Consider the following 25,296-nt stretch of genomic DNA (forward strand, 5'->3'; position numbering starts at 1 on the left):
TGTCGTCAGTTCGAGCCTGACAACCGGAGTTTTTAATGGAGAGTTGTCCGAGTGGCCGAAGGAGCATGGTTGGAAACCATGTATACGGGTATTCCCTGTATCAAGGGTTCGAATCCCTTACTCTCCGTTTAAAAGTTGAATGGCCCGTTGGTCAAGTGGTTAAGACACCGCCCTTTCACGGCGGTAACATGGGTTCAAATCCCGTACGGGTCACTTTCGGAGGATTAGCTCAGTTGGGAGAGCGTCTGCCTTACAAGCAGAGGGTCACAGGTTCGAGCCCTGTATCCTCCATCAGTATTTGGTCCTATGGTGTAGGGGTTATCACGCCTGCCTGTCACGCAGGAGATCGCCGGTTCAAATCCGGCTAGGACCGCTCTTAAAACAGTCTAACGACTGTTTTTTTTTGCACAAAAAAACAGGACCAACAGTCCTGTTTCACTAGCCCTGACTTCTGGCGACAATCATGAAAACACTCAAGAGGACAGGCAAGACATTATAGACCCAAGGGGCAAGTGATTTCTTGGGGAAGGCTAACAGGAGAAAGATAATAGCCATTCCGATGATAGCGCCAAGGTTTAAGCGTTGCAGGCCATAACCGAGCGACAAAACTGCCAGTCCTAACAATGCATAACCCCATCGCGGTAATCGCGGTTGCCACAACATGATGAGGGCAGCTAAGTAAATCAACCCGAGGTCAATCAGATTGTAGATTGGCAGGCTGTGGACCAGAGCGAAAAACCAAATTAATTGGGCTAAAAGCATCTGTCCAAAGACCAACGACAGCAGTGTGGGGGTTTGCATCTTCTGTGTGGTCAATAGCCAGGTCAACACCAGCTGGACGAGTAGAAGGGGCAACAGGCGCGGTTGCAGCCCGGCTAAAAGAATGGCAAACAGACTGCTGAGCCCTAACCACCAAAGGCTGTGCCAGTGGGTATAGGTTAATCCTAGGCTAATGGCAAGGCCAATCAGACCAAGCAGCAAGGTTTGATTGTCACGCCACACAGGCCGCAACGTCAGCCAAGGAAACAGGGCGGCTTGTAAGGCGATACCCAAACCGAAGAATAATTGCGTTATTTTTGGCACGACAAGCTCCTTTCAAAGGTTGCTGCACCAATCGTACATAAGTTTAATTGAGGGCGCAAGTGCAATCAGTGACTTGAAAAAGGTTTTTTGGGGGTCAAATCTATGGTATCCTTATTGAGTTGCAAAGAATTCCCGATAGGGTTCGCCACGGCGAAGATGCCTTGTAACCGAGATATTAAAGGGGGAAACACAAGAAAATGCAAGAGAGACATTTATTTACATCTGAATCTGTTTCAGAAGGCCATCCAGATAAAATTGCTGATCAAATTAGCGATGCCATCTTGGATGCCATTTTAACCCAAGACCCCGATGCACGGGTAGCGTGTGAAACCACCGTCACAACAGGGCTGGTTCTGGTTGTTGGCGAAATCACAACCACTGCCTATGTCGACATCCAGTCTGTGGTTCGCGAAACAATTCGGACAATTGGTTATACGAAAGATTCAGGCTTTGACCCTGATAGTGTTGGGGTGATGGTCGCGCTCGATGAACAGTCACCAGATATTGCCCTAGGGGTCGATGATTCAATTGAGGCCAGGGATGATAGTATTGATCCCCTGGACCGGATTGGGGCTGGGGACCAAGGGATGATGTTTGGCTTTGCGACCGACGAAACCCCAACCTTCATGCCTTTAGCCGAAGCATTGGCCCACGCCTTGATGCGCAAGACGGCTGAGATTCGCAAGTCAGAAGAACTGACCTATTTGCGACCAGATGCCAAGGCACAAGTCACAGTTGAATATGATGACGATGATCAACCATTACGCGTGGATACCGTCGTGATTTCAACCCAACATAATCCAGATGTTTCACTTAGCCAAATTCGGGCTGATATTGAAGCTAAGGTCATTCGGACAGTGATTCCAGCGGAATTGCTTGATGACGATACGAAGATCTATGTGAACCCAACGGGCCGTTTCGTGCTGGGTGGCCCACATGCCGATTCCGGGCTGACGGGACGTAAAATCATTGTCGATACTTATGGTGGCTATGCCCGCCATGGTGGTGGGGCTTTCTCTGGTAAGGATGCCACCAAAGTTGACCGTTCAGCCAGTTACGCGGCGCGCTACATTGCTAAGAACATTGTCGCAGCTGGGCTGGCTAAGCAGCTTGAAGTCCAATTAGCATACGCCATTGGGGTGGCCCAACCAGTTTCCATCTCTGTGAATGCCTTTGGAACCAACCAAATCGCTGAAAATGAAATTGTACAAGCTATTCGTGATAATTTCGACCTGCGCCCTGCAGGTATCATTCAAATGTTAGATCTAAAGCGGCCTATCTACAAAAAGACAGCCGCTTATGGACACTTCGGACGTACAGATGTTGACCTACCTTGGGAACACCTCGATAAAGTTGAGGCCTTAACCAAGTATCTGGGTTAAACGAGTTAAGAGGCGGCCTTTGTTGGAGTTTATCCAACAGAGGCCGTTTTATTTTGAAAGGAAGTCAGTATGGCAAAGAAAAAAACAAATGTAGCGGTGGTGACGGTCGCTATTTTCATCGCAACCTTCATGACCGCAATCGAAGGGACCATTGTGTCCACGGCTATGCCAACTATTGTCGGCACCCTACACGGCGTTCACCTGATGAATTGGATTGTCTCAATCTATTTATTGACCAATGCGATGGCTACACCGATTTACGGCAAATTAGCGGACAGAATGGGCCGAAAGCCCGTCTTCATGATGGGCCTGGCAATTTTTATTACTGGTTCATTGCTATCGGGCTTGTCTCAATCAATGGAAATGCTGATTGTCTTCCGGGCCATTCAAGGTGTGGGGGCCGGAGCCATTATGCCCGTCACTTTCACGATCATCGCGGATATTTACCCATTGGAGAAACGGGCTAAGGTTTTAGGTTTTAACGGCTCGGCATGGGGGATTGCTTCCGTGGTGGCGCCGCTACTCGGGGGGTTCATTGTTGATCAATTAAGCTGGCACTGGATTTTTATTATTAATGTTCCAATTGGCTTAATCACCATGGGCTTGGTGTTCTTCTTCTTACATGAAGATTTCCAGAAGAAGGAAGAAGCAATTGATACCAAGGGCACATTATGGCTGCTTATGACTTTGTTATTGGTTATGTATGGCTTCCAATCCTTGGCTGGGGCCAACGGCGTGGTAATTTTTGTGATTACGTTACTCGCTGCCGCAGGGTTTTTCTGGTTATTCGTGCGCCAAGAGAAACGGGCGGCTGACCCAATCATCGACTTGAAGTTGTTTGAGAACCGGACCTTTGTGGTGCATAACTTAATTGCCGCCTTGGTCGCCGGATTTGTGATTGGCTTTGAAGTCTACATGCCAATGTGGATGCAAGGTGTCTTAGGACTTGAAGCATCGATGGGGGGATTTGTGATTACCCCAAGTAGTTTAATGTGGATTGTTGGTTCCTTCGTCTCAGGGGTGTTGATTGCTCGAATGCGACCACAGCGCGTTCTATGGGTAGCACTGGGCTTCTTATTAGTCGGCAGTCTTATTCTCTCTGTCGTCCCTGAAACAACACCTTATTGGTTCTTCTTAGTGGTTGCGGCTGTCTTGGGTTTTGGCTTTGGGATTACGATTACAACGACGACGGTGGCCGCTCAAGCTGTTGTGGCCAAGGATCAAGTCGGTGTGGCCACGAGCTTTAATACATTGAGCCGAACCCTGGGGCAAACGCTAATGGTTAGCATCTATGGGATTGTACTGAACATTAGCATGGCTAATGGTGTCCAAGCACATCCTGCAACCAACTTGAACATGATGAATAAATTGATTAATCCTCAGACAGCGACAGAGTTGCCAGCCCATTTGCTGCCAACCCTGCGGGAAATTCTCTACACGGGGCTCCATCATATTTACTTCTTCTCTGTGGTTATCATTATTTTAGCGATGGTGGTGAATATGTTTGATCACCAGCAACTCAATCAAGACTAAAAAACACGTGCGGCCATTGGCCGCACGTGTTTTTTTATTGTTGCGCAATTAGGCGTTCTTGTTGCCGCTTTAAGTAGCGATCAAAGAACCACCAGCTCCACATCAAACCGGTAAAGGCCATGGTGTAGCCGCCCAGCACATCAGTTGGATAGTGCACTTGAACGTAAATGCGGGAATAACCGGTCAGTAGAATCATTAAAATGCTTAAGCCAATAATCGTTCGGCGCCATCCTTTTGATTTAAGATGCAAGCTCGCTAAAATAATCACGGTGCCGTACAGCAGCATGGTGCCGGATGAATGACCACTGGGAAAACTGAAGCCACCGGCATGAGCCAACGGAACAATGCTTGGATCGGCGATGAAAGGCCGTGGTCGTCGGACGATTTGCTTGATGATGGTGTTGACGGCGCTAAATAAGAGGACATTGACGCCCATCAACACTGCTTCAGGATAAGCACGCCGCATGAGCAAGGCAATCAATAAAATGATGGCGATGATAGTGACACTCAAGGGTTCACCCAAAGTGGTCACACCAATGAGAAAATCGGTGAGGCCTTGGGGACGGAAACTTATCACCCGGGTGATAATGGCTTGGTCAAAGTATGGTACCCAAGCAACTCGCTGTGTGATGCTAATGAAGAGGCAGATGAAGACCAGCAGGCTGCCGGCACTCCATGCCAATTTATGTTGTCGAATCATGACAATCTCCTTTTGAACGTTAGGACTAGTTTAGCATTTTGGGTTGTCGTTAGCAGGATATTTTGCTATGCTTAACGCAATATCAAACGAACAAAGAAATATTAGGGTCTACCTGGGATCAGAAACAAGACGGTGCTGCGAGTCTTGCGAAGGGAGATGCCGAACTCGTCTTTGCGTTGTGGCTGTGAACAAAAGTAGCAGCGACCGGACTGGCCGTTATCCAGTAGAGGGCTGTGTAAACAGAACTTAGGTGGTACCGCGGCAATGAGTCGTCCTAATTTATAGGAGGGCTCTTTTTGTTTGTTTGAACACACAAGGAGGCTATTATGGCATACAATCATCGCGATGTAGAACGCAAGTGGCAGAAATATTGGCACGAACACAACGAATTCAACACCACTACAGATCCAAATAAGCAGAATTATTATGCATTAGACATGTTTCCTTATCCCTCAGGGCAAGGCTTGCACGTGGGGCACCCAGAAGGTTACACCGCGACAGATATTACGTCTCGAATGAAACGGATGCAGGGCTTTAATGTGTTACATCCAATGGGTTGGGATGCTTTTGGTTTGCCGGCGGAACAGTATGCGCTTGATACTGGCCACGCACCAGACGAGTTCACCAAGAAGAACATCGAAAACTTCAAACGCCAAATTAACTCACTCGGTTTCTCCTATGATTGGAATCGAGAAATTAATACCACCGATCCGAATTATTACAAGTGGACCCAATGGATTTTTGAACAAATGTACAAGCATGGCTTAGCCTATGAAGCTGAAGTGGCCGTCAACTGGAGTCCTGATTTGGGGACCGTGGTGGCCAATGAAGAAGTGATTGACGGCAAAACCGAACGCGGCGGCTATCCTGTTATTCGCAAGCCAATGCGGCAGTGGGTTCTCCGGATTACCGCTTATGCGGAACGACTGTTGAATGACTTGGATGATGTGGACTGGCCAGAAAGCATCAAGCAAATGCAACGTAACTGGATTGGCAAATCAACGGGGGCAGAAATCACCTTCAACGTGGCTGACCACGACCAGAGTTTTGAGGTCTTCACAACGCGCCCTGATACAATTTTTGGGGCCACATACGTTGTCATGGCGCCCGAACATGAGTTGGTTGCCCAAATCACCTCCCCAGAACAAAAAGCGGCTGTGGATGCTTACATTGACGAAGCAGCACACAAGAGTGATTTGGACCGGACTGATTTGAACAAGGACAAGACTGGCGTTTGGACGGGGGCCTATGCAACCAACCCCGTGACTGGCGAACAATTGCCAATTTGGATTTCTGATTATGTTCTCGTGTCTTACGGGACCGGTGCGATTATGGCCGTCCCTGCTCACGACGATCGCGACTTTGCTTTCGCCAAGCAATTTAATCTGCCGATTAAGCAAGTGATTGCCGGGGATTCAGTGGCTGACGCTGCTTATACGGGTGATGGCTTGCACATCAATTCTGATTTCTTGGATGGCTTGGATAAGCAACGGGCTATTGATGCGATGATTGACTGGCTGACAGCCCACAATGTTGGGGAAGCTAAAGTGAATTACAAACTGCGTGACTGGGTCTTCTCGCGGCAACGCTACTGGGGCGAACCCATTCCTGTGATTCATTGGGAAGACGGCGAAACAACTTTGGTCCCTGAAGATCAGTTGCCGTTAACCTTGCCAGCAGAAGTCGATATTAAACCGAGTGGGACTGGGGAGTCACCATTAGCGAACTTAACAGATTGGGTGAACGTGGTTGATGAAAATGGTCGCCATGGCCGCCGTGAAACTAATACCATGCCGCAATGGGCAGGGAGTTCATGGTACTATCTGCGCTTCATCGATCCTCACAACAAAGAACGAATTGCTGATCCTGACAAGTTGAAAGATTGGTTGCCAGTTGATTTGTACATTGGTGGCGCGGAACACGCGGTCTTACACCTGCTGTATGCGCGTTTCTGGCACAAGTTCTTGTACGACATCGGTGTTGTCCCAACCAAGGAACCATTCCAAAAGTTGTATAACCAAGGGATGATTTTGGGCGATAACCATGAAAAGATGAGTAAGTCCAAGGGCAATGTGGTTAATCCTGATGATGTGGTTAATGAATATGGTGCCGATACTTTGCGGCTGTATGAAATGTTCATGGGCCCATTGGATGCAGGAATTGCCTGGAGTACCGACGGACTGGCCGGCGCTCGCAAGTTCTTAGACCGCGTTTATCGGACATTTGTCGATGATAATGACAAGGCTCGCGATCGGATTACGACGGTTAATGACGGCAAGCTCACCAAGGTCTACAACCAAACCGTTAAGAAGGTCACGGAAGACTACGAGGCCTTACACTTTAATACCGCGATTTCGCAAATGATGGTCTTCATCAATGACGCCCAGAAGGTTGACGACCTGCCGCTTGAATATGTCGAAGGCTTCGTTAAAATGTTAGCGCCAATCGCACCCCACATGATGGAAGAAATTTGGTCCATTCTGGGGCACAAGGACAGCTTAACGTATGAAGCTTGGCCAACTTTTGACCCGAAGGCGCTCGTTGATTCAGACATGAAGTTGATGTTGCAGGTGAACGGGAAGCTGCGCGGCGAACTCATTGTCCCAGTGGATACAGCTGAAGATGAGATTAAAGCCCAAGCCATGGCTAATGAGAACGTTGAGAAGTTCGTTGAAGGCAAGGACATCGTCAAGGTTATTGTGATTCCTAAGAAAATCGTAAACATTGTTGTAAAATAACCGAAAAGGTAGGACAAAACGTCAGTTTTGTCCTACCTTTTTTGGTGGGCTGGATTGAAAAACGGCTCTGGCCGATGCTGAAAGACGTATCATTTCGAATATTAATCAGGTATGATAGTAGGGATAAAAGGGTGACCGGGCCACCGATCACTGCGAACAGTTTTTAATGAGGTGCAAGTATGGATAAGACGACGGCCACGCCGAAGCGGTCAGCCAAAGAGCAAATGATTCGCGGATCGGTCTGGATGACAGCCGGCAGCGTTTTTTCACGGATATTAGGGGCCATTTATGTCATCCCTTGGTGGGTTTGGATGGGCGGTGCAGCGCTCAGCGCCAATGCATTATTTACGAAGGGTTATCAAATATATGCAGTCTTTTTAATCATCTCCACCGCCGGCGTACCAGGAGCTGTTTCCAAACAAGTCGCTAAGTATAATGCGATGGAAGAGTACCGGACCGGACTACGGCTTTTTTACCACGGGGCCATTATGATGAGCTTGATGGGAGTCGTGGCATTTGGCGCCATGTGGCTACTGGCACCAGTGTTGAGTGCTGGTGATGAACGCATGATCCCTGTCTTTCGCTCCCTGGCATGGCCGCTATTGGTCATTCCAGTTTTGAGCCTGATTCGAGGCTTCTTCCAAGGCTACAATGAAATGGCGCCCAGTGCTATCAGTCAGTTTATTGAACAAGTCGCACGTGTCGCTTATATGCTGGCGGCAACGTTCATGATTATGCGCCTGGGCAGTCATGACTATGTGTCAGCTGTCACTCAGTCTACTTTTGCCGCTTTCATTGGGGCTGTTTTTGGCTTAGGAATTCTAATCGTGTATTTCGTTCGGCAACGGCCACGCTTACATGAACTAGCAGCGAATGGGCGAGACGACTTACATATCTCGACTAATCAAATTTTGATTGACGTTTTGCAACAAGCCTTGCCATTTATTGTGATGGATTCGTCCATTAACTTGTACTACATTATCGACCAATATACGTTCAACCCAATGATGCTCCGTGTCTTTAAGACTTCTAGGGAGCAACTTGACCAAATTTTTGCGCTCTTTGCCGGAAATGCGAATAAGTTAATTATGATTGTGGTGAGTTTGGCCGTGGCGATGGCAGTCACCGCTGTTCCATTGCTGGCTGCGGCCAAAACGCGGGGGGATGCCAAAGAACTGGCAGCTCAGATTACGAACAACCTGCAATTGTTCTTTATTGTGATGATCCCCGCTGCCTTTGGGATGGGTGCGATTGCTCAACCGCTTTACGTCGTGTTTTATGGCTATGATGCCTTGGGGATTTCGATGTTGCATCTCTCGTCATTCTTGGCGATTCTGTTAGGGCTTTTCACGGTCCTGGCGGCCATTTTACAAGGGCTATTTAATAACCGCTTAGCTATTATTGAGATGCTAATTGGCTTTGCAGTCAAAATCGTCTTGCAATGGCCATTTATTGTTTTCTTCAACGTTTATGGCCCTGTCTTAGCGACAATTGTTGGGATGGCCGTCTCATCGGGATTGATGATTTACTCCCTGCGCAAGGATTATCATTTCAACTTGAATCAGACCGTTCGACGCGTTCTGGGGATTGTCCTGTTCTCGGGGATGATGTATGCCGCCGTCCGCGCAATTATCGGCCTCTTTAATCTCGTTGTTAGTCCAGAGAGTCGTTTCTGGGCCGTTGTGATGTTGCTCGTGTCAGTTGGTATTGGTGGGCTGATTTATGCGTACTTAGTCTTAAAAACCCGGCTGGCTGATTACATCTTAGGCTCACGGGTGGCAGGCATTCGGCGTCGGCTCCACATTCGGTAATGCCATGCGACTAGACAAATATTTGAGTCATCTCCAATATGGCTCCCGCAAAGATATTAAGGCCCTAGTTAAGCAAAAACGTGTCCGGGTGAATGGCCAGCTCTCTACCGATGCCGGTTTGGCCGTTAACGAAGCGGATGCAGTGACAGTTGATGATCAGTCGGTTTCAGCTCATTTGGAAGTCGCTTACGTGTTGAATAAACCAGCTGGTGTGGTCACGGCTACTGCAGATACTCGAGATCGCACGGTGCTTGACTTAATTGCGCCTACCGATTTACGTCCCGGGCTGGCGCCAGTAGGGCGTCTGGATAAGGATACAACTGGTTTGTTGGTGCTAACGACTGATGGAACTTTGGCTCACGCGCTCTTGGCCCCCAAGCGACATGTTGATAAAGTCTATCAAGTCACCATTGATCAGCCATTAACTGAAACGGGCATTAAGCGGTTGACTTCAGGGATTGTTTTTAAGGATTTCACCTCGGCACCGGCCGCTGTAGAAGTGATCGCCCCTCAAAAGATTCTTCTAACAATCCACGAGGGCAAATTCCATCAGGTTAAGCGCATGTTGCATGCGGTGGGGAGTGAGGTCATCGCCCTCAAACGCGTCGCGATGGGCGGGCTGTGGCTCGATTCAGCTTTAAATCCTGGCCAATACAGGGCTTTAACGTCAGAAGAAATTCAACAATTAACGCAAAAAACCAGCTAACAGCTGGTTTTTTGGTGCATGTACATTATTTTACAAGACAGGTAAACTTGAATTGGAGGGATGATGATGAAAAAAACACTCTGGATTGGCTGTGGTGTCATTGCAGCATTAGTCGTTGGCTGGATACTTTTTTGGCCGAAATCGACCGCTCCTAAAGCCCTAACGACCAGTTCTCGGCCCACACTTTGGGTGCTTTCAGATCCGCATTTCATTGCACCCAGTCTTCAAGATGAAGGCAAGGCCTATACAGAAATTAAGCAAACGGCTGCTGGTAAAGATATGGATTACCAACCGCAAACAATCCGCGCGTTTGTGCATGCCGCCCGGCAAGCCAGACCAACGGCTGTGGTTATCACAGGAGATCTGACCTTTAATGGGGCCAAGGCGAGCGCAGAAAGTTTAGCCCACCGACTAGCGCCGCTGACACAAGCTGGCATTAAGCTACTCGTCATACCAGGGAATCACGATATCTATGACGGTTGGGCCAGAAAGTACCAGGGGAGCCAGCAAATCAAAGTGGGCCAAATTAGCCCTAACGATTGGCGCCAAATCTGGGCTGAGAGTTATCAGTATGCTGCCAGCACGGATCCAGCTTCATTGAGTTATCGCGTAAATTTGAATCACGATTATCAGCTCCTCTGTTTGGACAGTAATAATTATCCAATTCAACCCAGCAGCCAAGCCCCCAATACTGGTGGGGCCTTATCAGCAGATACGCTGAAATGGCTGGAAACGCAATTGCTCGCCGGCCAAAGAGCACATCGACAGAGCTTAGTCTTTATGCATCATAATCTTTACCAACATAACGCCCAAGTCCATCAGGGCTTTGTGTTGGATAATGCGACTGCGCTAAAACGCTTATTGGATCACTACGGGGTAAAAATTGTTTTTTCGGGACACATTCATGCACAAGATATCAGTCATGATCCTGACGGCAACTCACCCATCACCGAAATCGTCAGTGGCAGTTTTGCTACCAGCCCCAATGGCTTTGGTGAAGTTTCCTTGTCGCCAACCGGGTTGACCTACCACCGACAGGCATTGGATTTATCACCTGTTTTAACTCGCCAGGAACGGCGAAATCCTGATTTAGTCCATCATCAAGCCTACTTGAAGCGATTATTTGAAGAAGATGCCCAACCGATGGCATTTGCAGCTTTGGCCGAATCAAAACTGCCAGAGAAGCGTCTGGTCGCGGCGACTAAATTATTCGGCCAATTAAACTGGCAATATTTCACTGGGACCAATAATCCCAGCGCTCAGGCGTTAGCCAGCCTTCAAGCCAGTCCTGACTATCAAGCGCTCTGGTCTTCGGCAGACCTGCGTGGCTATCTCAAAACGATTGTCGTGGATAAAAATGTTCCGGATAATGTAAACTTTAGTGAGACTTGGTAATAGATACAAAAAAAACACGAATCATCATCGATTCGTGGTAAGTAATGCCGCAAACAGGAGTCGAACCTGCACATGGATAACCATACAGCGACCTGAACACTGCGCGTCTGCCAATTCCGCCATTGCGGCAACAACATCATTGATTTTAGCAAAGAAAGCCCAATCTGACAAGCTTAATTTATCAACTTCACGTTGGCTTCTGCAATAACCACAATCAGCAGGAGAGAAAAGAGGTTATTATGGAAACAATCAACCTGACTACTGTTCAAACGGTGGTGCGGCCGCGGCCGCAACAGTCGCACAAAGGCACATTCGGCCGAGTCCTTGTGGTGGCCGGCAATCAACAATACGGCGGCGCTGCGATTCTATCTACTAGTGCAGCCGTGTACGGTGGCGCCGGCTTAGTGACGGTCGCCACTGATCCCATTAATCATCCCGCCCTGCATGCCCGCTTACCCGAAGCCATGGTGGTGGACTATCAGTCTGACCTGAGCGCACTCATTCAACAACAAGATGTGATTGTGATCGGCCCTGGGTTGGGGACTGATGACTTAGCTAAAAGTGTTTTGCAACGGGTGTTTGCGGCTGTGCTCCCCACACAAACGGTTGTCGTCGATGGGGCGGCAATTACTTTGATCGCCGCTAAGCAGGCTCAGGTACCCAAAGCGCAATTAATTTGGACCCCTCACCAGATGGAGTGGCAACGCCTCAGTGGCATCGTCATTGCTGATCAAACGCCGGAGACGAATGCCAAGGCGGCTGCGACAATCCCGGGGATTGTGGTCGTTAAGAGTCACCGCACACAGATTTTTGGTCAGACGGCCGTTGAAAATCCTGGTGGGAGTGCGGCCATGGCAACGGGCGGCTCTGGTGACACTTTGACGGGCATTATTGCTGCGTTTGTCGGTCAATTTGGTTATCACGACCAGGTGGTGCAGGCAGCGGTTTACACGCACAGTGCCATCGCCGATGAATTAGCGCAGAGTCAATATGTGGCCTTGCCCAGTCAAGTCATTGCAGCCCTGCCCAAATTTTTAAAAACGCTAAGTCAGGCCTAATCCGGTGGAATTTGAAACGCTTCCCCTGAAATTTTGCCTTGAATGACAGAAGTTATTTTTTAGCTTTTATGCTAAAATAATCAACATTGCTTCTAAAATGTAAGGGTGGGATTTATTGTGGATCAAAAAGAAGTGGCGTTAACTAGTGTCTTCAATCCGAAGTGGTATGTGGAACAGATGAAGGGCTGGACTTTCTCCAGTTACATGCTACTGATGTTTGGGATTGGCATTATTATTGGGACGACGATTGTCGCTCCCTTAACACTTTGGACCATTTTACCAATGGTTGCCGGGGTTCTGGGTTTCACGACAACCTTGTCGATTACGAATGTCCGGCCGCTGAACGGCGTGTTTGGCCTGATTAGTGCCATTATTTATATTATTGTCGCGGCCAAAGCAAAGAACTTTGCTGATGTGGTGTTACAGCTGAGCTATATCGTGCTCTTGGATATTCCGGTCCTGGTGATGCCAAGTTGGGCAAAGAATGTGGGCCAACGGGTTCGGAAGTTAAACTTGCGGAACTGGGGACTCGTCGCTATTTTCTTCGTGATTGTCTATGCAGTCTTATATCTCATGGATACTCGGCTTTTCATCAGCCCTCGACCAATGCTGGACGCCTTTGCTGGAACAATTGGGATTACTGGTTCATTACTGGCAACATTGCGGTTCTCTGATCAGTATTACTTCTGGATTTTCCAAGGGGTCATGTCCGTGATTCTCTGGGGTGTGACTGCCATGCAAGGCGATGCGAACTTAACCTTGTTCTTCACTTATATCTTGTACTTGGCTAACGATGGGATTTCTTTGTTAGACAAGGGTGTGGCCTGGTTCCACAAAGATACCTACCTTAAGAATCAACATTCATGATGAACAAGTCTGGACGGCAAACCCGTCCAGACTTTTTTTGCGTAATTTCTTGGTGGAGGTGACAGCATGTTTATTGCCAAGAATTTAGCCGGCATCAGGGTTGAGTTAAGAAGCCACCAGCAAGCCGCAACCCTTTCGGAGGAGTCATTTACCTGCCCAGCTTGTGGCGCGCCAGTCAGAATTAAAAATGGGGTCCAGATGCCTGCACATTTTGCGCATATTGTGGGGACCTGTTCAGCCAGTGAACCCGAAAGTCAGCAGCATCTTTTGGGGAAGCGCTGGTTACAGGAATGGCTGAGTGGCCGCGCAGAAGTGGCGGAACTTGAAGTCTATTATCCAGAGATTCAGCAGCGGGCTGACGTGGTGGTTACTTCGCGACAACCGCCGCTGGTGTTGGAATTCCAATGTAGCCCGATCTCAGTGGGCGATTTAGCCCGGCGGACAGCTGGCTATCATCAACTCAGGTTGAATGTTATTTGGATTATGGGCCGCCGCTACTTCGGCTCACATTTTGGTCCTAAACAATATAAATTCATGGCTGATGATTTGGCGTTGTGGTTTCTGGACAGTTCACGGGGAATTTTGAGTCACCATCAATGGCAAAAACAGGGCTGGCAAACCACTCACTTCACCAAGGCTGCAAGCCGATTCAGGACAAGGCGTTTCTTCGACCAAGCGCAACAGGAGCAACGGCAATTGGAGAGTCGTTTGTATTATCGTGATCACACATTGCTGGCGCTCCAAGCTGTGGCATACAAACAAGGCCATCATTTGGCTGGCGTGCCGTGGGAGGTGCACTGGGCTCAAACACACCTGCCTGGATTGCCGCAGCCAGAATGGTTGATGCGGGCGCATTGGTTGCTTTATTTTGACAATCAGCCAATGACTGCAGCGGCTGATTTGGCCTTTTGGAATCAGTATCTAGCCTTGAACGCGCCGCTACGCCACCAAGCGCCAGTTTTAGAGGCCGTTAGTCATCGATGGCAGCAAGTACTTGTGGCTGGTGGCTATTTATCAGGGGATGGCCAATGGCAACGATCATTGTCATGGTTCCCAGATGGAGTCCATAAACGTCAAGCTTGGGCGCAGGCCCGCTTTCAAGCCAACTAAAAAAATCCGGTGACAGCCTATAGCGGCTGGTACCGGATTTTTTATAAGACGCGCAGAATTGGAGATTTAGGCGCTTCACGATAGAAGAGCTCAGGATTGTCAGCGATTTGCTGACAAACATTTTCGAAGACTTGGTAATCCTTAACGGTATCGAGCATGACTGCTGAATCCGTATCCGGTTGCCGCGTATCAACAAACACAGCGGAAGGCGTGTTTGTGACATCCATTTGTGAGGCGATTTGCTGGTCACTTTGGAAGCCCAAGCGCAATTCATCACGCCCGCGATCCTCCCAGAAGGCAGCGGCATCAATGTGATGCTTCTTCAAGAGGTCGGCGACAATCTCAGGACTGTATTCAAAGTCAGTATTGAAACGGGTTTGCAAATCCATTAGAAGATCACGGGCTTTAATGTTGCCCTGGAATTGCGCGGCTTTGTAGTCCAAAATGATTTCGTAACCAACATTGAACAAATGGTTGCGGTTGTCGAGATTTTTGGGATCCAAGTCTTTAAATTGCATATAATCACTGATGATCGAGAAATTCAACGTCGGGATGAAATGCGTCACGACCTTACGCTCCTGGTGCTGCGCAAAACTCATGAACTTCTTTTCAACCTCAAGGCAGATCTTGCCTAATGGGTTGACGAACAAAAATATTTCTAACACTATTTTTCCCCCATTTTTTTGTTCCGAGTAGCTAACACCTTATTCACTTTAACAGATATTCCAAAAGTTTCAACAAATTAGCCTAGACCTTTGGGGTATGTGCCAATGCTCGCGCCACCTTATTTGGAACAGGCGTAAGGTCTAGACCAAAGCGTTGTTTAAGGGTATCAAAGAACTGTTCTGCATCAGTCTGGTTATGATATTCCAATTCTACATCGTAGTCTACGAAACCATCCGCGTAACTTGTCTGGTCCAATTCCAAATTACCAAGCGGAATGACTGCAATTTGGCGGACTGTTGTGGCGGTTGCAAAGGGAATCAATGCCGAGATCGGTATGTTCAGTTGTTGCAAATAAGCGTCAACGTCGCCGCCGGCCATGATGGTATGTTGGCTAATGAGGCTAGCGCCCTGAGTACTTGTCAGGCGGTCAGTAATCTCTCGCAAATCGTGCGGATGGCCGGTGGGCACCTTGAGGGTTTGCTCCGCGTAATCGCTGAATTGCCGAATACGCAAGCCCATGTCTTTGGCCTTTAGGGCGAAATCAATGGTATCGTAATACGTATTTGTTTGACTAAAAGCCTGGGCAAATGGAAAATTCTGCTGTAGTGGAGCCAGTTGCTCAGCGGTTAAATGCCCTTTTAGTTCTTTTTCGGGTTCGTTTGACATGACGCAACCCTCCTTCACGGGTAGTGTAGCACAGGCTGAAGCCGGCGTGAACAGAACTGCCTATAACTGAAGTTTTCGCTCGATCCGTGGTGGCGCTTGCTGAATATGGTAGAATGAGATGTAATTATTTTTGACGAAGGGAAGTGTTGGGCATGGATCGCGATTGGGATACTTTCCTGATGCCTTACACCCAGGCCGTCGAGGAATTGAAGATTAAGTTTCGCGGGATGCGGAAACAATTTCTCCAGGCCAACGAACACACGCCAATTGAATTTGTCACCGGCCGCGTGAAGCCGATTGACTCGATTAAAGAAAAGCAGGTTCGTCGGTTTATTTCAGACGAACTGCTTGAACAAGATATGCAAGATATTGCAGGGTTGCGCATTCAATGCCAGTTTGTTGAAGATATTTATCAGGTGGTCGACCTGTTGCATCAGCGGACTGATATGAAGGTCGTCGAAGAACGGGATTACGTGACCAACGTAAAGCCATCTGGCTATCGCAGTTATCATGTGGTCATTGATTATCCTGTTCAGTTGGTTCATGGTGAGAAGCGGCTTTTGGCGGAGATTCAGATTCGAACAATGTCCATGAACTTCTGGGCTACGATTGAGCATTCATTGAATTATAAGTATCAAGGCGAATTTCCCGATGAATTGAAGGCCCGGCTCAAACGGGCTGCGGAAGCCAGTTTCCTATTAGATACGGAAATGTCAGAGATTCGGGAAGAAATTCAAGAAGCACAACAACTATTCTCCTATGGCAAAGGGCAAAATATTCCCCAACCACCGCCAGAGGAACCAAAGGAAGATAAAGACTAATGCGGATTTCGGTATTTCATAATTCAGGTCAAAAGTCGATTGATACGGCTTCTCAGTTGGAGAACAAACTGAAGGCGGCGGGGTTTGACATCGACGATAAGTTACCTGAGGTTGTCGTCACCGTGGGTGGTGATGGCACCTTGCTCTCGGCTTTTCACCGCTATGCGAATATGCTTGATCAAGTTCGGTTCATCGGGGTTCATACGGGTCATCTGGGCTTCTATACGGATTGGCGCGATTTTGAATTAGACGAATTAGTGACCGCTTTGGAGAAAGATTCTGGTCAAAGTGTCAGTTATCCTTTGCTTGATGTAGTGGCGACCTTTGCAGATCGGACCACCAGTCATTATTTAGCGCTTAATGAATCAACCTTGAAACGGATTGACGGCACAATGCGGTCGGACGTTTTCATTAAGGAGAATTTCTTTGAAAGCTTCCGGGGGGATGGCCTCTGTATCTCCACCCCAACTGGGTCCACGGCTTATTCGAAATCGGTCGGTGGCGCTGTGATTCATCCGCGGCTAGACGCGTTGCAGATGACCGAGATTGCTTCGATTAATAATCGTGTGTTCCGGACGTTATCAGCGCCGGTCATTATTGCACCAGATGAATGGATTGTGCTGCGGCCGATGGATTCAAAGGATTTCGTCTTGACTGTCGATCAGTTCTCCTTACAAACCCAACCATTAGTGGAATTGCGTTACCGCATTGCCAGCGAACGCATTCGCTTTGCGCGTTATCGGCATATGCATTTCTGGGACCGGGTTGAGGATGCCTTTATTGGAGCTAAGAAATAATGCGGTTTGAGTGGACGTACTTGGATGCGACCCCGCTCAAGTTGCAGAACTTTCTTCGTCAGCAGGGCTTTTCGCGGGCTCAATTGACGAAGTTGAAATTTCATGGTGGTAGCGTGTTTGTCAATTCCAGGCAACGCAATACCGCTTTTGTTTTGCACAAAAACGATCGTATTTTGCTCGAATTAGCGCCTGAGGTCCCGGCAGATGCGGTTGTGCCATTTGATGCCCCGATTGAGATTGCCTTTGAAGATGAGCACTATTTGATTGTGAATAAGCCCGCTGGCGTGGCATCGATTCCAGATGCGGCCAAAGGGGATGACACGATGGCAAACCGGGTCAAGGCCTATTTGATCCAAACTAAGGCGGAAAGTACGGCGATTCATGTTGTGACCCGCTTGGATCGAGATACAAGTGGACTGATGATGTTTGCTAAACACGGCTATGCCCATAGCCTGGTTGATCGCCAACTACATTCAACGCGTTTTATCAAGCGCTATCTGGCATTGATTCCATTGGCTCGGCCAATTCCGCCGCATGGCTGGCTGATGTTACCCATCGGCCCAAGTCGAGATTTCTATATGAAACGAGCAGTTAATCTGGCCGGCAAGGCATCAGTGACTGAGTATCAGCTTGAACGCCAAACTGACGACTTTGGCCTTGTGCGCGTGACATTGCATACAGGGAGAACGCATCAAATTCGTGTCCATTTTGCCGCGATTGGCCATCCGCTCATTGGGGATGACTTGTACGGGGGTGAATTGTTGTTAAACCGCCAAGCGCTCCATTGCGCGGAATTGGCTTTCTATCATCCATTTCGCCACGAGACCATTGCGCTGACGGCGCCGTTACCACCTGACATGCGGGCCTTGGCGCAGCAGTTGTACCTATGAACAATTAAAAAGCCCTTCGACAGTTGTTGTCGGAGGGCTTTTGTATGGCTAAAACAATTGACGCGCAGGCTGTGCCAGCGCATACTCTGGCTAACAAATTGCTTTGGCGTTTTGACTTATCACAGCGGGTTTGTAAAGGACTGATGACCATGATATTTCCCATAAGTCAGATTATTTTTTTCGCCGCGTTGTTTTTAACGCTTCATGAGCGCAAAAGCACCCATCAACATCGCATGTTGTTGACTAGTGGGTACTATTTGATTACCTTGCTTGCCTTTATTGGCTTGGAGGTTTACCCGTGGGCGCTGCCAATGACGGTTAAGTTATGGCTGACATTCGCTCTACTGATTGCAGGCATGCCAATGTGGTATTTTGGCGTTTACAAAAAAATTGGACAATGAGTGACTGCAAGAAAAAGCCCTTCGACATTATGTCGAAGGGCTTTTTGTCTTAGCCTAAAATTTTGGTCCCGTGGGCTTCATTCACGCCAAGTTGGGCACCAATTTCATCCACATTCTCAGCTGTGATGCCACCACCAGGCAAAATCGTAATTTGATCGCCTGCCGCTTCAACGAGCGTTTTCAATTGACCAAGGGTCTCTTGAATGGGCGTGGTCAATGGACCGCCATGGGTGAGAATCCGGCTGACACCATGCTCGGCTAGCCAAGTAATGGCTTCGGCCTGACGGCTTTGCGGAATTGAATCAAAGGCCATATGGAAGACGATATCCATCCCAGCACTGGCACCAATCAGATTCTCCAAGGCTTCTTCGTCCAACCAGTTGTCGGCGGTCAAAGCGCCGAACGCCACGCCGTCGACGCCTTGAGCTTGGGCTTCAAATAAGTCAGCTTCCATCATTTTTAATTCCAAATCGTTATAGACAAAATCGCCGCCGCGGGGGCGAATCATCGCCACCACGCTGACTTGATGTTCATGAGCATAGCGCGTCGCCTCGGCGAGCACACCTTTAGATACCGTGGTCCCACCGACGGCTAAATTATCGTTTAATTCAATCCGCCGAGCGCCAGCATTGATGGCCTTGGGCATGTCGGTAAAATTTTCAATGGCAACTTCTTTTAACATCATAGCCTCCTAAGAAATTAGTGGAAGAACATCACAAGTAAAACGATAATCCCCAGGGCAATTCGGTACCAGCCAAATGGCTTGAAATCGTGCGTTTGAACGAATTTTAACAACCATTTAATGGTGGCCCAGGCAACGATGAAGGAAACAATCATCCCGGCCGCCAGAATCAAGACTTGTTCGCTGCCGAAACTGTTACCTTCACGGAAGAATTTCCAAATCTTTAACAAGGAAACCCCTACCATCGTTGGAATGGCCATAAAGAATGAGAATTCAGTCGCGACAAACCGCGAAGCTCCCAGAATGATAGCTCCGAGGATGGTGGCGCCAGAACGGCTGGTCCCTGGAATAATCGACAGCGCTTGGAAAATCCCAATGAAAAAGGCGAGGCGATAACTGATCTGGCCCAGACCCGTCACCTTAGCGGGCGTATTCTTGAAATGGTTCTCAATAATGATGAATAAAATCCCGTATAAGATCAACATGGATGCAACGACCACCGGGGTGTGCAGGTGTTCGTCCATCCAACTGTTTAGTGGTAAACCAATGACGATTGATGGCAGACAGGCCACCAACACCTTGAACCACAGCACCCAAGTATCGCTGCGTTCTTGTGGTGTTTTCTTGGTGGTGAGCGGGTTCAGCTTATTGAAGTAGAGCAAGATAACGGCAAGAATGGCCCCAAACTGAATGACATATTCAAACATTGCAGTAAAGGCCGCGCTTTGGTTCATCTTGATGACACTATTGACCAAATCAATATGGCCGGTGGAACTGATTGGCAGAAACTCCGTGAGCCCTTCCACAATCCCAATAATAATGGCTTTAAAAATGTCTAACATGGCAGACGTACTCCTCCTTTGTCAATGGTATCAGTATACCGGCAAAAGTAGGGATTACCAAACATGTCAGACATTTTTAAGAAAAATTAGTTAAGCGCGGGTAAGAACAAGACATTCACTGCTTCGGGCGTCGGAATATCTTTGACTAGTTCAGTCAGTAACCCCGAGTCAACATCCCGTGCATAAAGCGTCCCGTTATTGGAGTTTTGGTTGACGGCTAGGAGAGCCGTTTCGGTCAAATCAAGATTGAAGTCGCGGGGGAAGTCACCTTCAGTACTAATCTGTTGAATGTGATTCAGCTTTAAACCGGAATTATCAAGCGCAAAGACGGCCAAGCTATTGTGGCCACGATTGCTGACGTATAAGAAACGGTCATCGTGACTGAGGCGAATGGCTGCAGCACCGTTATGCGCTGTCCAATCGTCCGGAATTGTTGCTACGGGCTGCCCCACTAGCGCAAATGTGCCGTGGTCATATGTCAAGACTTGCACCTGACTGGAGAGTTCACCGAGAAGATAAGCAATATTTTGCTGATGGTTGAAGACTAAGTGCCGTGGGCCAAAGCCGGCCGGAAGTTTAAGAATCTTTGGTTCACCCAACTTACCAGCATCGCTGACTGGATAAGTGAAAATTTCATCTGTGCCTAAGTCAATGACGGCTAACTGTTGATCAGGCGTCAACGCGGCAAAATGAATATGACTGGCTTCTTGTTCAGGTCTAGGCCCAAAGCCATGATTCGTCGCGACGTCCGTTTGGGTGAGACTCTTATCAGTGTTGATCCGGTAAACGTTCACGCGGCCTTCGTGGTAATTGCTGGCAAAAACTAGTTGGCGCGTTTCATCAATACTGATGTGGGCTGGGGATGAGCCGGTTGCCAACACGGTATTGAGCACGGTCGGGGGAGTGGTACTCAAATCAACAGCTGCCACGCCGCCTTGATCGCCATCAGCGTCAACGGTGTATAGGCCGTTCGCTTTAGAGACCGCCAAGTAGGTGGGACTACCAATCGATGTGATAAAAGGGGTTGGGGTGGTCAACTGTTTGCTGTCACTATCGAAACTGGCCCGATAAATTCCCTTGCCGCTCTGGCGCGTATAACCACCGATCAAAACTGTTTCTTGCATAAACGTCGCTCCTTTCAGATATTTCTAGTATAACACGCCAGGTAAGCGGATTCTTTGTGGTAAAATATGGTTAACGACATAAAGACAGGTGGTAAGGTCATGACAGTAACAGCGACAATTTCTGCGATTGGTCCGCAGGCGTTAAGCCCAGATGATCCGATGGTCATTCTTTTTGACGATAGTGCGACTGAAGCATTACGCGCAGTCACTTTAATTCAAGATTTCCAGGCTAGAACGGCCTTGGAGACAATCAATCTCAGCATTGGCGACACGATTGATATCGATAATCAAGAATTTACATTAACGTACGTTGGTCAACTGGCTAATGAGAATCTGCATGCCATCGGCCACGTGGCGCTGGTGTTTGCACCGGTACCCGAACATGATCGCCTTGAAAATGCGCTGTATTTGACCCCAACTCAGGTCCCGGATTTTCACGTCGATACCCGCATCACGTATTAAGGCGGAAGGTGTCGCCGGCATTTGTGCCACACAAAAAACGCCTATCGGCTAACCGATAGGCGTTTTTGAGTGGCTTACCAAGAAGCCTTGCGGACACCAGGAATTTGACCCTTGTGCGCGAGGTCACGGAAATTAAGCCGTGACATCTTGAACTTCCGCATGTAAGCGTGTGGCCGGCCGTCAAGCTCGTCACGATTGTGCACCCGAACAGGGGAAGCATTACGTGGCAAGGTTTGGAGCGCAGCGTAGTTCTTTTCTTTCTTGTACTGAGCACGTAAATCCGCGTACTTATCAACAGTGGCTTGAATCTTCTTTGCTTTTTCGATCTTGGATTTTTTGGCCAAACTTTTCGCTCCTTTATGCGTAAAATATGATATTCGACGACGTGAGTCATCACCAGATTAACAATAACCTCGATTAGAATAGCACAGGCATAAAGGCGTGACAAGGAAAACTTATAAAAAGTAAGTTAAATGGAGTCGCCATTAAAAATCGAATTCTTCACGATGACATAATCAACCTTGGTCAAGGCTTCGACGTCTTTACCACCGGCATAGGAAATGGCCGATTGTAGGTCTTCTTGCATCTCATTTAAGGTGTCAGCCAGCTTGCCTTTAACGGGCATCAGCATCTTCTTGCCTTCGACATTATGATGTTCACCCTTTTGATATTCGGATGCGGAACCAAAGTATTCTTGGTAGAGCTGACCGTCAACTTCGACTTTTTTACCGGGTGTTTCTTCGTGACCGGCAAACAGGGAGCCAATCATGCACATGGTGGCGCCAAAACGAATTGATTTGGCAATGTCGCCGTGAGTGCGAATGCCACCGTCAGCGATAATCGGCTTGCGAGCCGACTTGGCACACCAGCGTAGCGCCGCTAACTGCCAGCCGCCGGTCCCAAAGCCAGTCTTAATTTTGGTAATACAAACTTTACCGGGACCAATGCCAACCTTGGTGGCATCAGCGCCAGCGTTCTCGAGTTCCCGGACGCCTTCAGGTGTGCCGACGTTACCGGCGATCACAAAGGTATCAGGCAAATATTTCTTAATATGATGGATCATGTCGATGACAATCTGCGAATGGCCGTGCGCGATATCAATCGTGATGTAGTCGGGTTGTAGATTGGCAAGTGCCAAGTCTTCAATGAAAGCAAACTCTTCTTCTTTGACCCCAACAGAGATTGAGGCAATCAAGTTACGGCGCTTCATGTCGGCGATGAAGTCCGCCCGCCGTTCGGGATTAAATCGGTGCATGACATAGAAGTAGTCATGTTCAGCTAGCCAAATGGCAAGCGGTTCATCGATAATGGTCTGCATATTAGCGGGCACCACCGGTAACTTGAAGGTGTGCGCGCCGAGACTGACGCTGGTGTCGACCTCTTTGCGGCTGCGGACGATACACTTATTGGGGATGAGTTGAATGTCTTCGTAATCAAAAACTTGCATGAACGCCAGTCCTTTCTAAAAACCGAACATTATACATAACAATCGCGTGCAATTTTCGCACCACCAGGTAATATACGTGTATCTCGTGTAAAAGTCAATCGTTTAGTTAAAAATTATGTTTAATGTTCGTGTTTTTAAAGCGAAAGCGCACATAAAAACCGCCACAACTGAGCGGCGGTTTATTTTTTAGAAGAATTTGCGGCGCCAGAAGAAAATTCCCACGATGAGGGAGATGATGCCGGAAATGGCAATAGTCGTAATCCAACTGAAGCTGTCGCCTGCCAGCGGCAGTTTGACGTTCATCCCATAGAACGAAAAAATAATGGTTGGAATGGTTAACACAATCGAGTACGAAGTCAGGAATTTCATCACACTGTTCATATTGTTGTTAATGACCGACGAATAGGTATCTGTGCTTTCATGAATGATGGAATTACTAATCTGGGCCATTTCGCCCCCTTGTTGGTTTTCAATCATGATGTCATCAAGAAAGTCCTGATCGTCTTCATCAAAGCGGAGCGGGTTGCCGCGTTGGATGTTTTCTAAGACGTTGCGATCTGTCCGCAAGCTCATCATGAAATAAACCAAACTTCGTTGAATATCCATCATGCTATACAGTTCTTCGTTGCGCAGGTTATGTTGCAGATTGCGTTCGATTTGTTGGCGGCGCTTGTTTAATTCCCGGAGATAGGTGAGGTAACTCACCGTCACTTGATACAGGAATTGCAGCAAAGCGCGCTGGCGAAATTGCGGATTGAAATGAGCAATCTTGCCTTCAGCAAACAAGGCCAACATTGACACCGGCCGATTGTGTAACGTGACAATCGCTGTTTTTGTGACCACAATCGCTAAAGGCTCTGTTTCATAGGCGAAAGTGTGATGGGGTTCCGGTGTCACTGTGGGCATATCATAGATGATTAAGTGCGCTTGGGCGTCTTCATCATATTCATAGCGGGCGCTTTCGTCAGCATCCAACCCATAAAGCAAAAATGCTTCTGGCACATGGGCCTTATTCTGCAAGAGATCCATTTCCTCAGTCGTCGGATCAACCACGTTAATCCAAACGTTAGGCTCAAAGCGCGCTTGTTTCTTCACTTGCTTATCGGTATTATCGTACTTATAAATCGCGAGCATTCTTTTTCTCCTTAACTGTTTTCTCTAGTCTACCGGAAAAAAGCATGCTTTCAACTCCGGGAGCAGATTAATGCGTAAAATCGAACAAAAAATTGAATTTGTCCAGGCTAATCCGCATTTGTTTGCGTGTCCGGTCTGTGGACAAGAATTAAGGCCAGATCAGACGAGCTTAGTTTGTGACAATCAGCATCGCTTTGATCTGAATAAAAAGGGAACCGTCAACTTCCTCAATGCGCCAGTGCCCACTGAATATACCGAAACGATGCTGGCTGCCCGCCGGCGTGTGTTAGACGCTGGCTTCTTTAGCCCATTTGTGGATCGGATTGCCGCTGAACTAAGCCCACGTAACCGAGTCTTAGATATTGGCTGTGGTGAAGGCACGCCAACTGCCGCGTTGGCCCAGAGTGGTGCCGCCACCGTGGGTTTTGATATCTCTGCGCCGGCCATTAAATTGGCGGGCGCTTTAGCGAGTGAGGCTTTCTTCTGCGTGGCGGACTTGACTAAGTTGCCATTTCTGGCTGGTAGTTTTGATACCATTGTCGACCTGTTTTCACCTGGAGCGTATGCAGAATTTGCTCGGGTAGCGCCAGGGGGACGGCTTTTTAAGGTTGTTCCTAACGCTGATTACTTGAAAGAATTACGGCAAGGCTTGTACGCCGGTACTGCTAAAGCAACTTATTCGAATGAACGCGTACTCGACCGTTTATTAGCGACTTATTCCAATGCAACCATTACGCCAATTCGATATGCTTTTAAGGCTTCACCAACGTTATTTTCAGACGTTGTCACGATGACACCACTGTCTTGGCAGGCACCCGAAGAGGCGCGGGCCGAATTACTGGCCCAGCCGCCCACGGAAGTCACGGTGGATGTGAGTTTGGTGACGGTCGCCAGCCTTTAAAATGGGCTTGCACTGCGCTAGTAATAATGTTATATTACTCTCAAGCTTTTTTATCACTCACTTTTATCAGACGGCTGCTT

Annotated in this window: 25 protein-coding genes, 5 tRNA genes and 1 riboswitch; of the genes, 19 read left to right on the forward strand and 11 right to left on the reverse strand. The window is 48.2% G+C overall.

What is annotated here, in order from left to right; translation table 11 throughout:
* Positions 1-37: 37 nt before the first annotated feature.
* From FC34_RS00005 to FC34_RS00020, 4 genes are all read left to right on the forward strand, one after another.
* A tRNA-Ser gene (locus FC34_RS00005) sits at positions 38-127 on the forward strand.
* A 14-nt stretch (positions 128-141) separates the two neighbouring features.
* Positions 142-213: transfer RNA gene (locus FC34_RS00010), tRNA-Glu, on the forward strand.
* Positions 214-218: 5 nt separating this feature from the next.
* Positions 219-291: transfer RNA gene (locus tag FC34_RS00015), tRNA-Val, on the forward strand.
* Between the two features lie 9 nt (positions 292-300).
* Positions 301-373: transfer RNA gene (locus FC34_RS00020), tRNA-Asp, on the forward strand.
* A 65-nt stretch (positions 374-438) separates the two neighbouring features.
* Here FC34_RS00020 and FC34_RS00025 read toward each other — a convergent pair.
* Entirely contained in the window at positions 439-1,083 is a 645-nt protein-coding gene (locus FC34_RS00025) for a hypothetical protein (RefSeq protein ID WP_057893336.1), read from the reverse strand.
* 114 nt (positions 1,084-1,197) lie between these two features.
* Positions 1,198-1,283, forward strand: a riboswitch (SMK box riboswitch).
* On the opposite strand from FC34_RS00025, the gene metK reads away from it, so the two are divergent.
* Together metK and FC34_RS00035 are read left to right on the forward strand one after the other, a co-directional pair.
* Positions 1,281-2,465 carry a methionine adenosyltransferase gene (metK, locus tag FC34_RS00030; RefSeq protein WP_057893337.1) on the forward strand — a complete coding sequence of 395 codons (1,185 nt, stop codon included), beginning with the start codon at positions 1,281-1,283 and terminating at the stop codon, positions 2,463-2,465. (Overlaps the previous riboswitch by 3 nt.)
* A 69-nt stretch (positions 2,466-2,534) precedes the next feature.
* Complete coding sequence (locus tag FC34_RS00035) at positions 2,535-3,998, forward strand: MDR family MFS transporter (protein WP_057893338.1); 1,464 nt, start codon at positions 2,535-2,537, stop codon at positions 3,996-3,998.
* Positions 3,999-4,032: 34 nt separating this feature from the next.
* On the opposite strand, the gene FC34_RS09580 is transcribed toward FC34_RS00035, so the two are convergent.
* Entirely contained in the window at positions 4,033-4,698 is a 666-nt protein-coding gene (locus FC34_RS09580) for a phosphatase PAP2 family protein (RefSeq protein ID WP_057893339.1), read from the reverse strand.
* A 326-nt stretch (positions 4,699-5,024) separates the two neighbouring features.
* Between FC34_RS09580 and leuS the strand changes: the two genes are divergently transcribed.
* The 4 genes from leuS (at position 5,025) to FC34_RS00060 (ending at position 11,348) form a co-directional block, all read left to right on the forward strand.
* Positions 5,025-7,436: a leucine--tRNA ligase gene (leuS, locus tag FC34_RS00045; RefSeq protein ID WP_057893340.1), complete on the forward strand. Its 2,412-nt coding sequence runs from the start codon at positions 5,025-5,027 to the stop codon at positions 7,434-7,436.
* Between the two features lie 179 nt (positions 7,437-7,615).
* Positions 7,616-9,247 (forward strand): putative polysaccharide biosynthesis protein, encoded by a 1,632-nt coding sequence (locus FC34_RS00050; protein ID WP_057893341.1) that lies wholly within the window; start codon positions 7,616-7,618, stop codon positions 9,245-9,247.
* Positions 9,248-9,251: 4 nt separating this feature from the next.
* Entirely contained in the window at positions 9,252-9,953 is a 702-nt protein-coding gene (locus FC34_RS00055) for a pseudouridine synthase (protein WP_057893342.1), read from the forward strand.
* 63 nt (positions 9,954-10,016) lie between these two features.
* The gene (locus FC34_RS00060; RefSeq protein WP_420805035.1) at positions 10,017-11,348 is read left to right on the forward strand and encodes a metallophosphoesterase; all 1,332 of its coding nucleotides are present in this window, start codon (positions 10,017-10,019) and stop codon (positions 11,346-11,348) included.
* Positions 11,349-11,393: 45 nt separating this feature from the next.
* Here FC34_RS00060 and FC34_RS00065 read toward each other — a convergent pair.
* Positions 11,394-11,477 (reverse strand) — tRNA-Leu (locus FC34_RS00065).
* 110 nt (positions 11,478-11,587) lie between these two features.
* On the opposite strand from FC34_RS00065, the gene FC34_RS00070 reads away from it, so the two are divergent.
* The 3 genes from FC34_RS00070 to FC34_RS00080 all read left to right on the forward strand — a co-directional run bounded on the left by FC34_RS00070 (position 11,588) and on the right by FC34_RS00080 (position 14,383).
* The gene (locus FC34_RS00070; RefSeq protein ID WP_057893344.1) at positions 11,588-12,406 is read left to right on the forward strand and encodes an NAD(P)H-hydrate dehydratase; all 819 of its coding nucleotides are present in this window, start codon (positions 11,588-11,590) and stop codon (positions 12,404-12,406) included.
* A 177-nt stretch (positions 12,407-12,583) separates the two neighbouring features.
* Positions 12,584-13,273 (forward strand): nicotinamide riboside transporter PnuC, encoded by a 690-nt coding sequence (pnuC, locus tag FC34_RS00075; protein WP_057894117.1) that lies wholly within the window; start codon positions 12,584-12,586, stop codon positions 13,271-13,273.
* Positions 13,274-13,339: 66 nt separating this feature from the next.
* The gene (locus FC34_RS00080; RefSeq protein ID WP_057893345.1) at positions 13,340-14,383 is read left to right on the forward strand and encodes a competence protein CoiA; all 1,044 of its coding nucleotides are present in this window, start codon (positions 13,340-13,342) and stop codon (positions 14,381-14,383) included.
* A gap of 41 nt (positions 14,384-14,424) precedes the next feature.
* Here the strand turns inward: FC34_RS00080 and FC34_RS00085 are convergent, their stop codons facing one another.
* Complete coding sequence (locus FC34_RS00085) at positions 14,425-15,048, reverse strand: DsbA family protein (protein WP_057893346.1); 624 nt, start codon at positions 15,046-15,048, stop codon at positions 14,425-14,427.
* Between the two features lie 82 nt (positions 15,049-15,130).
* Positions 15,131-15,715 carry a CYTH domain-containing protein gene (locus FC34_RS00090; RefSeq protein ID WP_057893347.1) on the reverse strand — a complete coding sequence of 195 codons (585 nt, stop codon included), beginning with the start codon at positions 15,713-15,715 and terminating at the stop codon, positions 15,131-15,133.
* Positions 15,716-15,867: 152 nt separating this feature from the next.
* Here FC34_RS00090 and yjbM point away from each other — a divergent pair, with 152 nt between their 5' ends.
* Genes yjbM through FC34_RS00110 form a run of 4 tightly spaced genes read left to right on the forward strand, consistent with a single transcriptional unit; the run spans position 15,868 to position 18,624 of the window.
* Complete coding sequence (gene yjbM, locus FC34_RS00095) at positions 15,868-16,536, forward strand: GTP diphosphokinase (protein WP_057893348.1); 669 nt, start codon at positions 15,868-15,870, stop codon at positions 16,534-16,536.
* Positions 16,536-17,333 carry an NAD kinase gene (locus FC34_RS00100; RefSeq protein ID WP_057893349.1) on the forward strand — a complete coding sequence of 266 codons (798 nt, stop codon included), beginning with the start codon at positions 16,536-16,538 and terminating at the stop codon, positions 17,331-17,333. Before yjbM ends, FC34_RS00100 begins: the two co-directional genes overlap by 1 nt.
* The gene (locus FC34_RS00105; RefSeq protein WP_057893350.1) at positions 17,333-18,223 is read left to right on the forward strand and encodes an RluA family pseudouridine synthase; all 891 of its coding nucleotides are present in this window, start codon (positions 17,333-17,335) and stop codon (positions 18,221-18,223) included. The genes FC34_RS00100 and FC34_RS00105 overlap by 1 nt, the downstream gene beginning before the upstream one ends.
* 44 nt (positions 18,224-18,267) lie before the next feature.
* Entirely contained in the window at positions 18,268-18,624 is a 357-nt protein-coding gene (locus FC34_RS00110; RefSeq protein ID WP_057893351.1) for a hypothetical protein, read from the forward strand.
* A 49-nt stretch (positions 18,625-18,673) separates the two neighbouring features.
* Here the strand turns inward: FC34_RS00110 and FC34_RS00115 are convergent, their stop codons facing one another.
* From FC34_RS00115 to FC34_RS00125, 3 genes are all read right to left on the reverse strand, one after another.
* On the reverse strand, positions 18,674-19,306 hold the full coding sequence (locus FC34_RS00115; RefSeq protein ID WP_057893352.1) for a copper homeostasis protein CutC: 633 nt from the start codon (positions 19,304-19,306) through the stop codon (positions 18,674-18,676).
* A 17-nt stretch (positions 19,307-19,323) separates the two neighbouring features.
* Complete coding sequence (locus FC34_RS00120) at positions 19,324-20,148, reverse strand: undecaprenyl-diphosphate phosphatase (protein WP_057893353.1); 825 nt, start codon at positions 20,146-20,148, stop codon at positions 19,324-19,326.
* Between the two features lie 86 nt (positions 20,149-20,234).
* Entirely contained in the window at positions 20,235-21,272 is a 1,038-nt protein-coding gene (locus tag FC34_RS00125) for a lactonase family protein (RefSeq protein ID WP_057893354.1), read from the reverse strand.
* Between the two features lie 99 nt (positions 21,273-21,371).
* On the opposite strand from FC34_RS00125, the gene FC34_RS00130 reads away from it, so the two are divergent.
* Positions 21,372-21,734, forward strand: a complete 363-nt coding sequence (locus FC34_RS00130) for a PTS glucitol/sorbitol transporter subunit IIA (protein WP_057893355.1) — start codon at positions 21,372-21,374, stop codon at positions 21,732-21,734.
* Between the two features lie 74 nt (positions 21,735-21,808).
* Here FC34_RS00130 and rpsN read toward each other — a convergent pair whose 3' ends face one another.
* The 3 genes from rpsN to FC34_RS00145 all read right to left on the reverse strand — a co-directional run bounded on the left by rpsN (position 21,809) and on the right by FC34_RS00145 (position 24,315).
* Complete coding sequence (gene rpsN / locus FC34_RS00135) at positions 21,809-22,078, reverse strand: 30S ribosomal protein S14 (RefSeq protein WP_057893356.1); 270 nt, start codon at positions 22,076-22,078, stop codon at positions 21,809-21,811.
* Between the two features lie 125 nt (positions 22,079-22,203).
* Positions 22,204-23,181 carry a GMP reductase gene (locus FC34_RS00140; RefSeq protein ID WP_057893357.1) on the reverse strand — a complete coding sequence of 326 codons (978 nt, stop codon included), beginning with the start codon at positions 23,179-23,181 and terminating at the stop codon, positions 22,204-22,206.
* A 186-nt stretch (positions 23,182-23,367) separates the two neighbouring features.
* Complete coding sequence (locus FC34_RS00145; RefSeq protein ID WP_057893358.1) at positions 23,368-24,315, reverse strand: magnesium transporter CorA family protein; 948 nt, start codon at positions 24,313-24,315, stop codon at positions 23,368-23,370.
* 70 nt (positions 24,316-24,385) lie between these two features.
* Here FC34_RS00145 and FC34_RS00150 point away from each other — a divergent pair, with 70 nt between their 5' ends.
* Positions 24,386-25,216: a methyltransferase domain-containing protein gene (locus FC34_RS00150; RefSeq protein ID WP_057893359.1), complete on the forward strand. Its 831-nt coding sequence runs from the start codon at positions 24,386-24,388 to the stop codon at positions 25,214-25,216.
* Positions 25,217-25,296: the final 80 nt, after the last annotated feature.

Source organism: Lacticaseibacillus brantae DSM 23927, assembly GCF_001436115.1.
Taxonomy (GTDB): Bacteria; Bacillota; Bacilli; order Lactobacillales; family Lactobacillaceae; genus Lacticaseibacillus; species Lacticaseibacillus brantae.

Coding starts and splice junctions, on each gene's coding strand:
- metK (WP_057893337.1), top strand. CDS start 1,281: ATGCAAGAGAGACATTTATTTACATCTGAATCTGTTTCAGAAGGCCAT.
- FC34_RS00035 (WP_057893338.1), top strand. CDS start 2,535: ATGGCAAAGAAAAAAACAAATGTAGCGGTGGTGACGGTCGCTATTTTC.
- FC34_RS09580 (WP_057893339.1), bottom strand. CDS start 4,698: ATGATTCGACAACATAAATTGGCATGGAGTGCCGGCAGCCTGCTGGTC.
- leuS (WP_057893340.1), top strand. CDS start 5,025: ATGGCATACAATCATCGCGATGTAGAACGCAAGTGGCAGAAATATTGG.
- FC34_RS00050 (WP_057893341.1), top strand. CDS start 7,616: ATGGATAAGACGACGGCCACGCCGAAGCGGTCAGCCAAAGAGCAAATG.
- FC34_RS00055 (WP_057893342.1), top strand. CDS start 9,252: ATGCGACTAGACAAATATTTGAGTCATCTCCAATATGGCTCCCGCAAA.
- FC34_RS00060 (WP_420805035.1), top strand. CDS start 10,017: ATGATGAAAAAAACACTCTGGATTGGCTGTGGTGTCATTGCAGCATTA.
- FC34_RS00070 (WP_057893344.1), top strand. CDS start 11,588: ATGGAAACAATCAACCTGACTACTGTTCAAACGGTGGTGCGGCCGCGG.
- pnuC (WP_057894117.1), top strand. CDS start 12,584: ATGAAGGGCTGGACTTTCTCCAGTTACATGCTACTGATGTTTGGGATT.
- FC34_RS00080 (WP_057893345.1), top strand. CDS start 13,340: ATGTTTATTGCCAAGAATTTAGCCGGCATCAGGGTTGAGTTAAGAAGC.
- FC34_RS00090 (WP_057893347.1), bottom strand. CDS start 15,715: ATGTCAAACGAACCCGAAAAAGAACTAAAAGGGCATTTAACCGCTGAG.
- yjbM (WP_057893348.1), top strand. CDS start 15,868: ATGGATCGCGATTGGGATACTTTCCTGATGCCTTACACCCAGGCCGTC.
- FC34_RS00100 (WP_057893349.1), top strand. CDS start 16,536: ATGCGGATTTCGGTATTTCATAATTCAGGTCAAAAGTCGATTGATACG.
- FC34_RS00105 (WP_057893350.1), top strand. CDS start 17,333: ATGCGGTTTGAGTGGACGTACTTGGATGCGACCCCGCTCAAGTTGCAG.
- FC34_RS00110 (WP_057893351.1), top strand. CDS start 18,268: ATGGCTAAAACAATTGACGCGCAGGCTGTGCCAGCGCATACTCTGGCT.
- FC34_RS00115 (WP_057893352.1), bottom strand. CDS start 19,306: ATGTTAAAAGAAGTTGCCATTGAAAATTTTACCGACATGCCCAAGGCC.
- FC34_RS00120 (WP_057893353.1), bottom strand. CDS start 20,148: ATGTTAGACATTTTTAAAGCCATTATTATTGGGATTGTGGAAGGGCTC.
- FC34_RS00125 (WP_057893354.1), bottom strand. CDS start 21,272: ATGCAAGAAACAGTTTTGATCGGTGGTTATACGCGCCAGAGCGGCAAG.
- FC34_RS00130 (WP_057893355.1), top strand. CDS start 21,372: ATGACAGTAACAGCGACAATTTCTGCGATTGGTCCGCAGGCGTTAAGC.
- FC34_RS00140 (WP_057893357.1), bottom strand. CDS start 23,181: ATGCAAGTTTTTGATTACGAAGACATTCAACTCATCCCCAATAAGTGT.
- FC34_RS00145 (WP_057893358.1), bottom strand. CDS start 24,315: ATGCTCGCGATTTATAAGTACGATAATACCGATAAGCAAGTGAAGAAA.
- FC34_RS00150 (WP_057893359.1), top strand. CDS start 24,386: ATGCGTAAAATCGAACAAAAAATTGAATTTGTCCAGGCTAATCCGCAT.